Source organism: Staphylococcus simulans, assembly GCF_002994445.1.
Taxonomy (GTDB): domain Bacteria; phylum Bacillota; class Bacilli; order Staphylococcales; family Staphylococcaceae; genus Staphylococcus; species Staphylococcus simulans_B.
On record NZ_MRZJ01000005.1, the window covers coordinates 202,662 to 218,838 of the forward strand.

A 16,177-nucleotide genomic window follows, 5' to 3' on the forward strand; every position below is an offset into this window, starting at 1 on the left:
TTGCTTTCAATTAAATAATACCAATCATTCAATCACCGCTTGCAGGCTATTATCTGCGAGCGGTGATTTTTTGCATCAAAATAAGGTACTGAATATAAAGACTGTGCACTCACGGGGTGGTGGGAAATGCGGCTTTATATTCAGTACCTCTTGTTTTTTAGTAGTAAAAAAGGAGTATAATTTGCCTAATATCGGGAAATAGGCGGTTTTTAATTTTACTATTTCATATCGGGTTAGAAATAGTATGGATTATGAAAAGAAATGTTCTTATCGGGTTTAAGAACAGTGGCGATTCATTGCCCCAATTCCTGAGGACCCAGGGCAACGTAGCCAACTTTTTATTGTATTTACTCATAACTTTTAAGGAGTCGTTTTTAAAATTTAATAATGGCAGCACGTAATGGATGATCGCGGTCCATTACTGCTTGTTTGGTGTAATCGCAAATGCACGGACCGGGAATCCTGGTGCATCTGCCGGTTTTGGACTGATGGTATAAATGACTGCGCCTCTTTGTGGGAGTCGGTCTAAATTGGTTAATAACTCAATTTGGAACGTATCTTGTCCCAATACATAACGTTCGCCGATTAAATCGCCGTGTTTTGCGACATCGACTGAAGCGTCTGTATCGAATGTTTCATGGCCTACTGAACGTACGCCGCGTTCTTCTAATAAGAATTGCAATGCATCAAGTGACCATCCGGGTGCGTGGGGATTGCCTTCTGCATCTTTATTCTCAAATTGTTCCACATTCGGCCAACGGTGTGACCAATCACTGCGGAATGCGACGAATGTATCTGGTTCAATACGGCCGTTTGCTTGCTCCCATTCTAATAAATGCTGCTTAGTTAAACGGAAATCGGGATTTTCCGCAACTTCTTTAGAATAGTCGAGAACAATTAATGGCAATACTAATTCTTTTAAATCTAATTCATGCAAATATCTTCTGTTTTCTACAAAGTGGATGGGGGCATCAATGTGTGTACCATATTGTGTGGCAACACTCCATCTTTGTACAAAATAACCATTTTCTTTAACTGTACTGATCGTATCAATGTATGCTGCTTCTAATGCGCTGAAATGTGGACTGTCTGAATCGAATGTATGTGTTAAATCCACCCATTCATTTTCTTTCAAACTTTTCAGCTGATCCCATAAAGGATAACTCATCTTGAACACCTCTTACTGACTGATTTGTTTTTGGTGCTTTTTGAAATGTATGGCGGTTATTTTATAGGATGGCTGACTAGTGGTACTTGAGACTGCTCTCCCACTAGCAAGCCTTTGCCTATAAAGTTGAAACTTGTATTACGCTGTTTCTTGTCCTTCTTTATTTCTTAATTTTTTAACTGCTGAAACTAAAACTGTTAATGCTTCTTTTACTTGATCTTCATTACGTGTTTTCAAGCCGCAGTCTGGGTTAACCCAGAATAATGAACGGTCGATTTCTTGTAAACCACGGTTAATCGCAACTGTGATTTCTTCTTCAGTCGGGATACGCGGACTGTGAATATCATATACACCTAATCCGATACCTAAATCATACGTTACATCCTCGAAGTCTTTGATTAAAGCACCATGGCTGCGTGATGTTTCGATTGAGATAACATCTGCATCCAAGTCGTGGATTGTATGGATGATTTCGCCGAATTGAGAATAGCACATATGCGTATGAATTTGTGTCGCATCCGCCACTGAAGATGTAGCTAAGCGGAATGAATGCAATGCTTGGCTTAAGTACTCTTCATGGAACTCAGAGCGTAATGGTAAACCTTCACGTAATGCTGGTTCGTCTACTTGGATAATTTTAATACCAGCATCTTCAAGTGCCAATACTTCTTCGTTGATTGCTAAAGCGATTTGATCTTGAACTTCATGACGCGGAATGTCTACACGTTCGAATGACCAGTTTAAGATTGTAACTGGACCAGTCAACATACCTTTTACAGGGTGGTCAGTTAAGCTTTGAGCATAAGCTGTTTCTTCCACTGTGATTGGTTTAGTCCATTTAACGTCTCCATAGATAACTGGTGGTTTAACCGCACGAGAACCATATGATTGAACCCAACCGTATTTAGTAACTAAGAAGCCTTGTAATCTTTCGCCGAAGAACTCAACCATGTCGTTACGTTCGAATTCACCATGAACGAATACGTCTAAGCCGATATCTTCTTGGATTTTAATCCAGCGTGCGATTTCATCGCGTAAGAATTGGTTATATTCTTCATCGCTGATGCGGTGGTTTTTCCAGTCTGCACGTTTTTTACGAACTTCTTTAGTTTGCGGGAATGATCCGATTGTTGTTGTTGGTAATTCTGGTAATTTTAAGCGTGCATCTTGAACTTTTTTACGTTCAGGGAATGCTGATTCACGATGTGTACGTACGCTGTCAAAGTCATATTCAAGGTTTTTGAATGCTTGGTTTTGGAAGCGTTCGTAAGCTGCTTTTAATTGATCGTATTTTTCACTGTCGTTATCGTTGATAACACGTTTTAAAGCGTCTAATTCGTCTAATTTTTCAGTCGCAAAGCTTAAGCCTTCTTCGATAGATTCATCTAATTCTTCATCATCTAATGAAACAGGTACGTGTAATAATGAAGAAGAAGGTTGGATGACTAACTCATCTGTATAGTTTTCTAATGTTTCGATTAATTCTTTTTTCGCTTCGATATCTGCAGCCCATACGTTGCGGCCGTCGATAATACCTGCATATAAAGCTTTATCTTTAGATAATTTGCCTTCTTTGATTTGTTTTAAGTTTTCGCCGCGGTCATGAACAAAGTCTAAACCGAAACCTTTAACAGGTAAAGTGTTAACGAAGTCTAAATCAACATGTTCGAAGTAAGTTTGTATGACTAATTTGTCAGCTAATCCAGCTTTTTCGAAGTAGTCATAGACATGACGTGTAACGTCTTGTAATTCTTTTGCGTTATCTGTAACTAATACAGGTTCATCGATTTGGATGTACTCAGCACCTGCATCTACAAGTGATTGCAATACTTCTTTGTATAATGGAAGCAATGCTTCGATTTTTTCTTCAAATGATTGTTCTCCGCCGCGTGATAATTGAACGAATGTCACAGGACCTAAGATCACTGGGTGTGCATTCACATTTAATTGTTTTGCAAATTCGAAACGTTCTAATAAGACATTGCGGTTTAATTTAGGTTCTACGTTGTCCCATTCAGGTACGATGTAGTGGTAGTTAGTGTTGAACCATTTGATTAAAGCACTTGCTACGTTTTCTTTAGTACCGCGTGCGATATCGAATAATAAATCATCATTAACTTCTTGGCCTTGGAAACGTTCTGGAATGATGTTGAATAATAATGATACGTCTAAAACGTGGTCATATAATGAGAAATCTCCAACTGGTACACTGTCGATGTTATAGTGTTTTTGTAATAATAAGTTTTCTTTGTGCAAGTCGTTTAAAGTTGTTGTTAATTCATCATAGTTTGTTTTACCTGCCCAGTAACTTTCGATTGCTTTTTTCCATTCTCTTTTGCGTCCTAAACGTGGGAATCCGATATTAGCTGTTTTAATTGTCATATTATTGCCTCCTGGTTTTTTTCAGTTTGAGTTTTAAAATAAGTTGAGAGTTCGAGTGAATAATCTACTTGTTCGAATGGTGTAATCAGATAAAGACCGTTAAAGTGTTGTATCACTTCATCAATAAGTTTGCGGCAGATGCGCAAGCTTAATTCTTTGGTTTTTTGTTTATCGTCTTTGACCGCTTCAAACTGTTCTAATACTTCATCTGGCAATGAAATGCCAGGTACTTCATTGTGTAAGAATTGTGCGTTTCGATAACTTGTGATCGGCATGATACCGATAAAGAACGGTGTATCGAGATGTGCAGTCTTTTCAGCGATTTCTTTAATACGCTCGACCGTGTAAACAGGCTGTGTAATAAAGTAATTCATACCGCTGTCGACTTTCTTATCTAACCGTTTGATTGCTGCTTCCATCTTGCGGACATTCGGATTGAATGCACCGGCAATATTGAAGTTGGTTTTTGTTTTCAATGCGCCGCCGTCAATGTTAAGGCCGTCGTTGAAACGTACAGCAAGTTCAGCTAAGCCTTTAGAATTTACATCATAAACATTCGATGCACCTGGCAGATGCCCCACTTTAGATGGGTCACCTGTAATCGCGAGTATCTCATTGATGCCGAGCAGTGATAGGCCGAGCAAGTGAGATTGTAAACCGATTAAATTTCTGTCTCTGCAGGTAATGTGCACGAGCGGTTCAATATTGTAATTCTGCTTAATGATACTGGCAGCTGCGATGTTGCTGACACGTACGGTTGCTAGCGAGTTGTCTGCTAAAGTAATCGCATCGATTTTCGCTTTGTCTAACTTTTTGACATTGGCAAAGAATTTGGTTGTGTCTAAGTGTTTCGGTGTATCAAGTTCTACAATAACTGTCGGGCCTGCTTTGACTTTAGTTGTCAGATTGTCTTTTTGCACCGGGATAGAAGGATAATTGCTTTTTCTTCTGATCGGGATGACTTTCTTTTCTAAAGCCGGCTTCAAACCTTCCACCGCTTGTTTGATGAAGCGGATATGTTCAGGTGTGGTACCGCAGCACCCGCCGATTAAGTGGACGCCTTCTTTCACTAAGGTTTCCGCAATTTTTCCAAAGTATGCGGCGTTATCGCTGTAATGAATGGCTGAGTCTTCAAAATCAAGAAGGCTGGCATTCGGATAACATGAGAGAATCGCGTGCTGCGGAATCTCGATATGTGTGAAAGATTGCTGCATGTGGTGCGGGCCATGGTGGCAGTTTAAGCCGATGACATCTGCACCTTCAGCTTCCACTTGTTTTAATGCTTCGTTAATTTCAGTTCCGTCTTGCAAGTAGTTGGTGCTAGAAGCGGTTAATTGTGCGATAACAGGAATGTTATACTTTTTCTTCGTCGCTCTGATCACTTGCAAGAGTTCGTTTAAATCATAGTAAGTTTCAAAGAGGAGTGCGTCGACACCCTCGTCTATCAATGTTTCAATTTGAATATCAGTGTGATAAAGGATTGTCGAAAGCGACAATTCATTTTGTTTCACACCTTTAAAACCTCCAACAGTTCCTAATATAAAAGTGTCTTCATTGGCTGCTTGCTTTGCTATTCTTACGCCGGCACGAATGATATCTTTCACTTGGTGTTCCAATCCGAAAACTTGAAGTTTTTCGAAGTTAGCACCATAAGTATTGGTTTGAATCACATCTGCACCAGCTTCAATGTAAGATCGATGAATTTGTTCTATTTTCTTAGGGTGTGTCAGGTTATATGCTTCAGGACAAGTATCGATCCCTTCTGAGTAGAGAATCGTTCCTATTGCACCGTCAGCTACTAATACGTTGTTGCTCAAAGTTTGTAGAAATCGGCTCATAGTATGCTTCCTCCAATGCTGCTTCAAAATCTGCTATCAACTCGTCTGGGTCTTCTAAGCCCACACTCAGTCTCAATAGATCGAACGTTATTCCGCGTTCGTTGCGCACATCTTCTGGAACAGAAGCATGCGACATTGTGGCTGGATGAGATACGATGGTTTGAATGCCGCCTAAGCTGACTGCGATTTGTGGAATTTTCAAGGCTTTAGCGAATGTCGGCACTTTATCAGGGTCGCTTAATCTAAAGCCGAGTACTGCACCGCCGTTTTCAGCTTGGCGTTGGTTAATGTCATCATTTCCTGGGTAATACACGTCAGTAATTTCAGGGCGTGTTCTTAAGAATTCAACGATTTTTTCAGTGTTTTTCACTGATTGATTCCAGCGGACATAAAGCGTTTTAAGATGTTTCGTTAATGTCCAACTATCTTGAGCTGATAATCCGCTTCCTAAAGTGTTTTGCAAGAATCTCAATGATTCCGCAACTTCCGCATTATTTGTAACTACTGCACCGGCGATTAAATCACTGTGGCCGCTTAAGAATTTCGTTGCACTGTGGATGACGATGTCTGCACCTAAATGCAGCGGCTTTTGCGATAACGGTGTTAAGAAAGTGTTATCCACTGAAACGAGTACGTCATGTGCTTTCGCTATTTCTGTAATCGCTTGGATATCTGTCACTTTAAACAATGGGTTAGAAGGTGTTTCAAGGTGAATCAATTTCGTATTGTCTTGAATCGCTTGCTCCACTTCTAATGGATTAGTTGTATCAACAGCTGTGACCTCGATATTAAATCCTGGCAATACATGTTCGCATAGGCGATATGTTCCGCCGTATACATCGTTAGGAATAATTAAGTGGTCTCCGGCTTTCAGTAAGAAGAAAACTGCTGAAATTGCGCCGATTCCTGAGTTGTATGCGATTCCGTACTCGGCATCTTCTAAGGCTGCAAGCTTTTCTTCTAACAATGCTCTGTTCGGATGACCTGATCTTGCGTAATCGTAAGGGACCTCTGAACCAATCAATGCTGTCGGGAAAGTCGATGAGTCGTAAAGTGGCGGGTTGGCTGCTGCAATATTCGGGAATTGATGGTACTTAATTAAATTTGTTTCTGGTGATAGTGACATTGAAATACACTCCTTTAGTTATTGAGATTGCTTTTGGCTGCGGAAGGTCTGGAACTAAGGAGGGAAGCTGACCACGAAAAAAAGCTTCCGTCCTTTAAACCCGAAAAAAGATTCGGATGTAAAGGACGAAAGCTTGAGCTTCGCGGTACCACCTTAATTCGCTGCTTTATTGCTAAAGCAACCTCTTCCAGTACGCTAAATCTGTTCATGGCCGATACTGAAGTCCGTGGTACGTTATCTATATGTCAGCAGTCGCTGCAAGATTTTTTTAAATAACGTTATGCGTCATTCCAGTACGCCATTATGCAAAAATGTTAATACTGTAGCGCTGTAACGGGCGCCCCCGTTGATGCCTCATATCGACACCACCACTCCAAGGCCATTTTCAAACTTTCTTTCTGTGCCTCCTTTCAGCGGACGGAAGCTCTCTGTGCCAGCAGTGTAAGTTCTACTTTCCTTATTATCGTGTTTAGAAACGATATTCAATTGTCATTCTTGGTGAAAAATGTTTTGTTTTTTGTTGATGACCACATTGTATATTGGTTCTGAATCGTTTGTCAACAGAATTTTCAGAATAGTAGGTTTATACTGAAAATAAAAACCGAGTTAACCCCTAGAGTATCAAGGGATAAAGGAATTTAAAATTTTTTGAAAATTTTTATTTTTAACCCTCATACTTTGGGCTAGTTTTTGGAATTCGCAAGAAAAATTGCTTTATTGCGTGCGCTATTTTTCATACAATAAGAGAGGAACAAAAATAAGGATTTGGACTAATAATGTTCAATTTAAAACAAAGCGAGGTGACTGAAACGTGCATGACTCGAGTAATGAGCAAGAACACAAGGTTGAAAATGTAGCTTTAGATAAAATACGGCCGAATCCGTATCAGCCTAGAAAACATTTTGATGATTTGAAACTAGATGATCTTGCGGCTTCAATTCGTGAACACGGTGTTTTGCAGCCCATCATCTTGCGCAAAACCGTACAAGGCTATCATATTGTTGTAGGAGAGCGGCGTTTCAGAGCCTCTAAAAAAGCTGGGAAGACTGAAATTCCAGCCATCGTTAAAACAATGACAGATGCTGAGATGATGGAACTGGCGATTATAGAGAACTTGCAGCGTGAAGATTTGAATGCAATAGAAGAAGCGAAAAGCTACCGTAAACTGATGGATGATCTGCATTTGACACAAAAAGACGTCGCACAGCGTCTAGGCAAATCACGCCCCTATATTGCCAATATGCTGCGATTGCTGAACTTGCCTGATTCTATCGCAAAATGGGTAGAAGACGGTCGGTTATCAGGTGCACACGGCAGAACTTTATTGATTTTAAAAGACGAGGCATTGATGAAACAAGTTGCTGAACAAGCAATGAAATCATCTTGGAGTGTCCGTTATCTAGAACAATATTTGTCTGAAATGACATCTGATACAAAGCAGACAACACAAGCAGCCAGTCAAAAGAAACCGCGCATGATTCAAAGACAAGAACGACTGCTTCAAGAACACTATGGCACAAAAGTCGCGATTACTACGAAAAAGAATAAAGGACAAATTACCTTTGAGTTTAAGTCAGAGGAGGAATTCATGCGTTTAATACAACAATTAAATAGTGAATCATAAGAAATTATGTTGTATTCATGGTAAAATATATATTTGTTGTTAAAGGACAGGAGGACGACCATTTGAATACCTTTTGGAATACATTACGAGGTGTGTTCAATTCACTTATTGAACCCCTGACAAAACCAGACACCTATGCTGACATCTTGAACAAGCTGATTATGATTGTAATCTACGTTGTAGTTGCGATTATCATCATCAACCTTGTTAATAAATCAATTGATCAGTTCTTTAAACTGCAAAACCGCAATCCGCATGGCAGAAAACGTTCTGTCACACTGACAGCCTTATTAAAAAACGTAGTACGTTATGTTGTATGGTTTATTGTGCTGACAACGATACTAGGAAAATTCGGTATCAGTGTCACAGGTCTCTTAGCCGGAGCTGGTGTAGTCGGTTTAGCTATCGGCTTTGGTGCACAGACAATTGTAAAAGATATCATTACTGGCTTCTTTATTATTTTCGAGAACCAATTTGATGTGGGTGATTATGTTAAAATTAACTTGAACGGGACTCCTATTACTGAAGGGACAGTTCAGTCCATTGGTCTGCGTTCAACACGCATTCATGCTTATACAGGTGAATTAGTAGTTTTACCAAACAGCGTGATGTCAGAGATTACCAACTTCTCAATCAGTAACGGCAAGGCATTAATAGAAGTGCCGATTGCAATGGATGAAGATGTCGATAAGGTAGAAAGCAAACTTAAGGAGTTCTTGGATACATTACATTCAAGCTACTATGTCTTCGTCTCAAAACCTGAAATTCTCGGTATTGAGGATTTAACAGGCAATGCATACATCTTGAAAATTGCGGCTGAAACAACGCCGAATAATGCAGTACCAGGATCACGTATCTTGCGTAAAGAGGTTGCTAATTTCTTGAATCAAGAGGGAATTAAATCACCTGTTCCGATTATGATGCAGTTTGATGGACAGAAACCTCAATGATAAGAATTCATAATGATGGAGGATTGTAAATGGTGGCTCAGTATGGTCTGAATGATATTGTAGAGATGAAAAAGGCGCATGCTTGCGGCGCTAATCGATTTAAAATTATTCGTATGGGTGCAGATATTAGAATTAAATGCGAACATTGCAATCGAAGTATTATGATGCCTCGTACAGAGTTTAATAAGAAATTAAAGAAAATACTTGTATCAAATGATACGAAAAAGAAGGAGAATGACTAATGGCTTTAACAGCTGGTATCGTAGGCTTACCAAACGTCGGGAAGTCTACACTATTTAATGCAATAACAAAAGCGGGTGCACTTGCGGCGAACTACCCATTCGCTACGATTGATCCTAACGTTGGGATTGTAGAAGTACCGGATTCACGTTTAGATGCACTATCAGACATCGTTAATCCGAAAAAAGTAATTCCTACAACTTTCGAATTCACAGACATCGCAGGGATTGTTAAAGGTGCCTCTAAAGGTGAAGGATTAGGAAATAAATTCTTATCTCACATTCGTGAAGTAGATGCAATCTGCCAAGTCGTGCGTGCATTCGATGATGATAACGTGACACACGTATCTGGACGTGTAGATCCATTAGATGATATCGAAGTTATCAATATGGAATTAGTACTTGCGGATTTAGAATCAGTCGACAAACGTTTGCCGAGACTTGAAAAAATGGCACGTCAAAAAGACAAAGACGCAGTTAACGAAGTACGTATTTTAGAACGTATTAAAGAAGCATTAGAAGCAGGAGATCCGATCCGAAGTTTAGAATTCAATGAAGAAGATGCAAAATACGTTAAACAAGCACAGCTCTTAACTTCAAAACCAATGATTTATATTGCGAATGTTGGCGAAGATGAAGTGAATGAAGCGGATAACGAAAAAGTTAAAACAATTAAAGAATATGCTGATAACGAAGGCTCAGAAGTTATCGTAATCAGTGCGAAAATCGAAGAAGAAATCGCGACATTAGACGATGAAGATAAAGAAATGTTCTTAGAAGACTTAGGTATTGAAGAACCAGGTTTAGATCGTTTAATCCGCAGCACATACGACTTATTAGGACTTGCGACATACTTTACTGCAGGTGTGCAAGAAGTACGTGCTTGGACATTCAAAACAGGCATGACTGCACCACAATGTGCGGGTATCATCCATACTGACTTTGAACGCGGGTTCATCCGTGCCGAAGTTACTAGCTACCAAGACTTTGTAGATAACAAAGGTGAACAAGGTGCTAAAGAAGCAGGTAAAATGCGCTTAGAAGGTAAAGACTACATCATGCAAGATGGTGACGTTGTACACTTCAGATTCAACGTTTAATTAAGTAAACAACTAACTAAAAACACGCATTTAACAAGGCATATTATTATGCTGAGTTGAGGGCGTGTTTTTTTGTGCACACTTTTATCACTGTAAAGCGATAGTATTTTTATACGTATACAATTCATACAGTACTAATGAATGGATATTGATAGAAAATATTATTTTAATTTATTTTCTTTGAAATAAGTACTTTGATTAAAGGAATATGGTATATATGAAGTAGATATAATGTGTAACATCTAATGAACTGACATATAGAGAGGACGTTTTAATTATGGTGTTGTTTCCAAGCAGTATTTTTCTTTTAATATTAGGAAAGCTATTTCAACAAATACCGCCGGATGATATAAATCCTTTTTGGGGATTTCGAACAAAAAAGTCTAAGAAAAATAAAGAAAATTGGATGCTGGCTCAAAAAGAATTCAGTTTGCAGTCTATAAATATGTTTAAGTACGCTGCGTTGGTCTCATTCTTTTGGTTGTTAGCTGATATTGCCTTCTTATTTTTAAATAATGATAAGGTTATGATGATCTCAGTGCTGCTTCAGTCTTTTATATTATTAGGATTGTTAGTGGTATTGTATATCAATGTTAACAACAAGTTGGATTGAATAAAGAAGGTATGAAGCGGTAAACTTTTGTATGTAATTTAAGACCACCCTCGGCAGAAGGGGGTCTTAAAATAGACAGGTTTGCTATACGGTTAGAATTCTCAGATGCTGAGAATGATACTTTGGCTATATCTGCATGTTTTGACAAATTTCAAATTTAATAGCTGATAAATATTCTTTAAAGCGAGTTAAACTCTAACACTTAGGGATACCTAAGTGTTTTTGTATATACACATTTCTGACATATGAGAATTAATAGTTACTATTTAAGGAATATATAAAACATTAATTTCAAGAGTGATATTATAAAAGTGGTGAGTGGTGTTTGCTTATAAAAGCAAGAGGTACATAACAATTTTTTGAAAGGTCTAGATTAAATGATTCAACCATTGAGATTTAAATAGAACCGGAGGATTTGAATGAATAGAATTAAATCACAACTACTAGATTTGCTTGCATTGCTTCCTTATGTCATATCAGCGATATTAGTGTTTTATGTCATTTCTGCAAATGATCACATCATTACACAAAAATTAGGCAGTATTCAAGACAGTGTGGATATGTCAGATGTACAAATCAACTTATTGATTGTTATTTTAATAGTTATATCTAGCCTAGTTACTTTCTTTGTCACGTATTTTTTGTTAAAACTGTTAGCTTTTGTTTTTAAACTCGGTAATACATATCAAAATAAAAGTTTATATATGTCGTTGCTGCTTGGATTTACCATTGCGAATGTTTTTGCACTGATTTTCAGCGATTTGATAGGACTACCGTTAGATGTTATTAAGTATATTACCCCGTTAATAGATATAGGAGTTTTTGCGGCTGCATTCTACTTTTTAGGTGAAAATAAAAGGAAAACAACCATCATACTGGTTGTTGGAAAACTTATTATTAATCTTATCAGTTGGTTTTTATAATTAAATAATGGAATTTAATAGAACGATGTAACAGTATTGCGACAAGGTTACATCGTTCTTTTTTAGGTTTAAGAACTCATTATGAATGCAGGATTAACTGTGTGTAAAGGCGTTGATCCACGGATAGGCTATTTAAATTATTGAGTAATGCACTGAAATAACGATAGATTGTGTCTTCAAAAATGTCGAACAAGTCATAAAAGTTTTTTATGAAAGTTGTGTAAATTAATAAGTTTTTCACAATTTCCAAAAAGATAATGATAGAATTGTGTTATAGAATTACAAAGGAAAGAAGTGAAATGTTAGATGCCTAAAAAGCACCGAAATGATTTGTTTTTTGACAAAAAATTAAGAAATAAGTACCACATTAGAAAATTCAGCGCAGGGATTGCTTCTGTTTTATTCGGGACGTTAGTTTATGTCTCTTTAGATCAGCAAGCACAAGCTGCAGAAGCACCTGCCTCTGACACATCCACAGTTAATGATACCAACCAGCCGCAAGCTCCCAACAGCACTGCAAGTGCTGAACAACCACTTAATACACAAGCAAGTACTGCATCCACTGCACCAACAGAATCTGTAAGCGATTCCACGAAAACAGCAGATTCAACGATTCAACAACCTTCAACTGATAATCAAACAAGCCAAGTCGATACGAAACCTGAACCTGTTTCAGCACCTCAGCCTCAAGCTTCAACTGATACTGTTAAGACAGAAACAGCGGCACCAACAGCAAATGAAACAACGACAGCGCCAGAAGTTTCAACAAATACAGATGCAGCACCAAAAACTGAGGAAACTAACAATACAGCACCTCAAACAGAAACAGCACCAGCTCCTGAAACAGCAACACGTGCTATGACTGCTTCAAATCCTGCCCACCTATAACAAATACAAGTGCACCGGCACCAGCTGCTAATGCACATCCTGTAGACAATGTAGAAGGTGTAACGGAACAAGTTTATTCGAAATCGATTCCAGTATATCCAAAATCAGATGTTGCGAAAACAGCTAAAATGCAGCGCGGTATTTATCAAGCGCGAGAAAGCTTAGGATTGATTGTACCAGCTGGAAAAGAATTTTATATCCGCCAAGCACAAGGCAGCAATGAAGCTGATTTGCGTGTAGATTTAATGACGAATGATAGATTACAAGTTCGAAATAAAACTGTTTCGCGTGACGGCAGCTGGACTAATATCTCTACAGGTATTGATAGTGCCGCATTTGTACGTATTCCTACTGGATTGAATCAACAACCTGTAGTTGAATATTATGTTCAAGACAATGCAGGTGTGACGTTGCCTACTTATCGCAAAAACGGCGACAAAGCAGCGTTCGATAGTGATTGGGCTGCGCGTGATACAAGTTACGGATATGTAGATGGAGATAAAATTGCATTCTTAGTTCCTAGAGAAGACCGTGAAAGAATCGCAAATCTGGGTCAAAATCCTGGAAGATGGGGCTTTACGGACTTAGATGACATGATCGGCTATTACGAAGATGTGATTAATCACTATGACAAATGGGTCGGATTAAATGATGATATTAATTCTGTACATTACAACGTAGGACAAAAGTACTTTACGATTGCGGATGCGCATGGCCCAGGATTAGCTTATTATTCTACAAATAACATGGGCTCTAACAACACTTCAATGTCTGGCTACCTTGAAAAAGGCTGGTTAGGTCTTCACGAAGTGGGTCACGGTTATGATGGCGCAATGACTTATGATCCTAAAATGGATTTAATTGAAGTAGAAAATAATATCCTAGCAAACCAATACCAAACAGAAGTTATGGGTGTTAATGATGGTTGGCTGTATGAAGGTAACCAAGAAGGTGTTCAAAAAGGCTTTAATGATAGATTAGTCACTGGTGATTTAAGCTATGCGAACGGAGGCTTTAGAGGACGACTTGATTTCATGACGAAAATGGTACGTTTAACAGGAATTGAAGGCTTTACTGATTTGTGGAAAGGGATTCGACAAGAAGAAGCGGATATGGCAAATGCGAGCAAACCTTTTGCGCAAGATGTACCAAGATGGATCAACACTTATTGGTTAGCTGATAACGGTATTAACGGTACAGCATATTTTGACTTATATAAAATCAATCTGCCGCAAACACAAAAAGACCAATTAGATACGTACAATAACACGTACACTTATCCTTTATCACTGTTAATAAACAATCCAGAAGAGCAACAGCGTTTAACTCAAAAACTAGGATTATCTACACCATACGAACTCGTAAAATCTTCAGATTTAGCTGATACTAGTGTGCGTGCAGATGCAGAAGTAAGTCTGAACCTTAACGGTCAAACCTTACCAGACAATGTCAAAGTAAGCTTGATGGAAGGTACTCAAGAGGTTGCGAGTGCAGAAGTTGTAGACGGCAAGGCAGTCTTCCCTCAAGTACGTGCTGGTGTATATAAAATCGTAGCGCCATTATCTACAACATATGCTTTACCTGAAAGTGAATATATTGTAGTAAAAGAAAGCGGAGAAAACCAAGCAGTTTTAAACTATCCTAAAAATGATGATGTGCAAGACAGTGTAACGCAAACTATTTCGTTAAGAGGTTTATCTAATTTTGAATTTGCGTCAGCGAACTACAACCCTGACACAAAACAAATTGAATTCAAACAAAATGCAGGACAACCGCATGTTTACTTTACAGATGAGTATGCACACATGACTATTCAAAAAGCAGACGGTACAAACGTATTAGATAAATCCTATATTGGTAATCAAAGACTATCATCTGAAACACAAACATTTGATTTAGACTATGGAGATAAAGTAATTGTGCATCACCGTGAACCAGCTGCACGTCGTGTCTTAGTTAGAAATGAAACGAAAGAAAATGTTACAGTGCCGCTTGCTGATCAAGAAACAGTGACATACACACTTACAGATAAAGGTTTCATTGTCGAGGGTGAAACACAAACTGATGCCAACCGCCGCTATGACGAAGCAATCCAATCTGATGTGGCACAAGTTGCTGCTGCTATTCAAGCACACCCAGAAAGAGATTACCGCAGTCAATTATTCAAAGTATTCCAGGGCGTAGAATATGCAGATCCGAATATTAAAGCAGAATTGATGAATATATTAAATCCGCTTGTTGAAGCATATAGAGTAGATACACCTGTAGTTAATCCGATTGAAGCTGGAAGCACAAGTATCAGCGGTACCGGAGAAGCGGGAAGTACGATAACTGTTACATTTAAAAATGGTCAAAAAGCAGAAGTAGAGGTACCTGAAAATGGGCAGTGGACAACACAATTGCCACAAGGAACATCAGTAGAACATAACGATGTTACACAAGTGTTTGCTACTGGAAAACACGGTACAGTATCAGAAACAGTATCTGTGAAGGCGTTAGATACAACAACCCCAACAGTGCCGACTATTAATAAAGTAGAAGCAGGCACTAGCACAGTATCAGGAACAGCAGAACCATCAAGTACCGTGAAGTTAACATTAGCAGATGGAACTACAAAAGAAGTTGTGACAGATGCACAAGGTAACTGGACAGCAGAATTCAGTACGCCATTTGTATATCAAGCACCGATTAAAGCAGTATCAACTGATAAGGCTGGAAATGCATCACAAGAAGCGACACAAGTAGTTGAAGATACAACAGCGCCGCAAACACCTGTCATCAATAAAGTAGAAGCAGGCACAAATACTGTAACAGGAACAGCAGAACCATCAAGTACAGTGAAATTAACATTGGCAGATGGAACTACAAAAGAAGTTGTGACAGATGCACAAGGAAACTGGACAGCAGAATTCAGTACGCCATTTGTATATCAAGCACCGATTAAAGCAGTATCAACTGATAAGGCTGGAAATGCATCACAAGAAGCGACACAAGTAGTTGAAGATACAACAGCGCCACAAACACCTGTCATCAATAAAGTAGAAGCAGGCACAAATACTGTAACAGGAACAGCAGAACCATCAAGTACTGTGAAGTTAACACTAGCAGATGGAACAACTAAAGAAGTTGTGACAGATGCACAAGGTAGTTGGACAGCTGAATTCAGTGAGCCATTCGCATATCAAGCTCCAATTAAAGCCATTTCAACAGATAAAGCAGGAAATCATTCAACAGAGGCAACCCAAACAGTAGTGGATACAACGGCGCCACAGACACCTGTAATTAACAAAGTAGAGGCAGGCACAAAAGCAGTTTCGGGAACAGCG

12 protein-coding genes and 1 other annotated feature are annotated in these 16,177 nt (G+C 38.8%); of the genes, 8 read left to right on the forward strand and 4 right to left on the reverse strand.

Going from position 1 to position 16,177, the window contains the following annotated elements:
• Positions 1 to 418: 418 nt before the first annotated feature.
• The 4 genes from C7N65_RS08670 to C7N65_RS08685 all read right to left on the reverse strand — a co-directional run bounded on the left by C7N65_RS08670 (position 419) and on the right by C7N65_RS08685 (position 6,514).
• Positions 419 to 1,168, reverse strand: a complete 750-nt coding sequence (locus C7N65_RS08670; RefSeq protein WP_105994077.1) for a cyclase family protein — start codon at positions 1,166 to 1,168, stop codon at positions 419 to 421.
• Between the two features lie 138 nt (positions 1,169 to 1,306).
• Positions 1,307 to 3,550: a 5-methyltetrahydropteroyltriglutamate--homocysteine S-methyltransferase gene (metE, locus tag C7N65_RS08675; RefSeq protein WP_105994078.1), complete on the reverse strand. Its 2,244-nt coding sequence runs from the start codon at positions 3,548 to 3,550 to the stop codon at positions 1,307 to 1,309.
• Positions 3,547 to 5,388: a bifunctional homocysteine S-methyltransferase/methylenetetrahydrofolate reductase gene (locus C7N65_RS08680; protein WP_105994079.1), complete on the reverse strand. Its 1,842-nt coding sequence runs from the start codon at positions 5,386 to 5,388 to the stop codon at positions 3,547 to 3,549. The genes metE and C7N65_RS08680 overlap by 4 nt, the downstream gene beginning before the upstream one ends.
• On the reverse strand, positions 5,342 to 6,514 hold the full coding sequence (locus C7N65_RS08685) for a trans-sulfuration enzyme family protein (RefSeq protein WP_105994080.1): 1,173 nt from the start codon (positions 6,512 to 6,514) through the stop codon (positions 5,342 to 5,344). The genes C7N65_RS08680 and C7N65_RS08685 overlap by 47 nt, the downstream gene beginning before the upstream one ends.
• 118 nt (positions 6,515 to 6,632) lie before the next feature.
• Positions 6,633 to 6,987: a binding site (T-box leader), on the reverse strand.
• 338 nt (positions 6,988 to 7,325) lie between these two features.
• Between C7N65_RS08685 and C7N65_RS08695 the strand changes: the two genes are divergently transcribed.
• From C7N65_RS08695 to C7N65_RS08730, 8 genes are all read left to right on the forward strand, one after another.
• Positions 7,326 to 8,138: a ParB/RepB/Spo0J family partition protein gene (locus C7N65_RS08695; RefSeq protein ID WP_105994082.1), complete on the forward strand. Its 813-nt coding sequence runs from the start codon at positions 7,326 to 7,328 to the stop codon at positions 8,136 to 8,138.
• 17 nt (positions 8,139 to 8,155) lie between these two features.
• Positions 8,156 to 9,088 (forward strand): mechanosensitive ion channel family protein, encoded by a 933-nt coding sequence (locus tag C7N65_RS08700; RefSeq protein ID WP_105994083.1) that lies wholly within the window; start codon positions 8,156 to 8,158, stop codon positions 9,086 to 9,088.
• 29 nt (positions 9,089 to 9,117) lie between these two features.
• Positions 9,118 to 9,330 (forward strand): DUF951 domain-containing protein, encoded by a 213-nt coding sequence (locus C7N65_RS08705; protein WP_105994084.1) that lies wholly within the window; start codon positions 9,118 to 9,120, stop codon positions 9,328 to 9,330.
• Complete coding sequence (ychF, locus tag C7N65_RS08710; RefSeq protein WP_105994085.1) at positions 9,330 to 10,427, forward strand: redox-regulated ATPase YchF; 1,098 nt, start codon at positions 9,330 to 9,332, stop codon at positions 10,425 to 10,427. The genes C7N65_RS08705 and ychF overlap by 1 nt, the downstream gene beginning before the upstream one ends.
• A gap of 277 nt (positions 10,428 to 10,704) precedes the next feature.
• A complete protein-coding gene (locus C7N65_RS08715; protein WP_105994086.1) occupies positions 10,705 to 11,040 on the forward strand; it encodes an SdpI family protein in 336 nt (111 codons plus the stop codon).
• A 419-nt stretch (positions 11,041 to 11,459) separates the two neighbouring features.
• Positions 11,460 to 11,963 carry a hypothetical protein gene (locus C7N65_RS08720; RefSeq protein WP_105994087.1) on the forward strand — a complete coding sequence of 168 codons (504 nt, stop codon included), beginning with the start codon at positions 11,460 to 11,462 and terminating at the stop codon, positions 11,961 to 11,963.
• A 306-nt stretch (positions 11,964 to 12,269) separates the two neighbouring features.
• The gene (locus C7N65_RS08725) at positions 12,270 to 12,851 is read left to right on the forward strand and encodes a YSIRK-type signal peptide-containing protein (RefSeq protein WP_105994088.1); all 582 of its coding nucleotides are present in this window, start codon (positions 12,270 to 12,272) and stop codon (positions 12,849 to 12,851) included.
• Positions 12,852 to 12,979: 128 nt separating this feature from the next.
• Positions 12,980 to 16,177: Ig-like domain-containing protein (locus tag C7N65_RS08730; protein WP_199790670.1), on the forward strand; the 3,198-nt coding region annotated here is incomplete at its 3' end.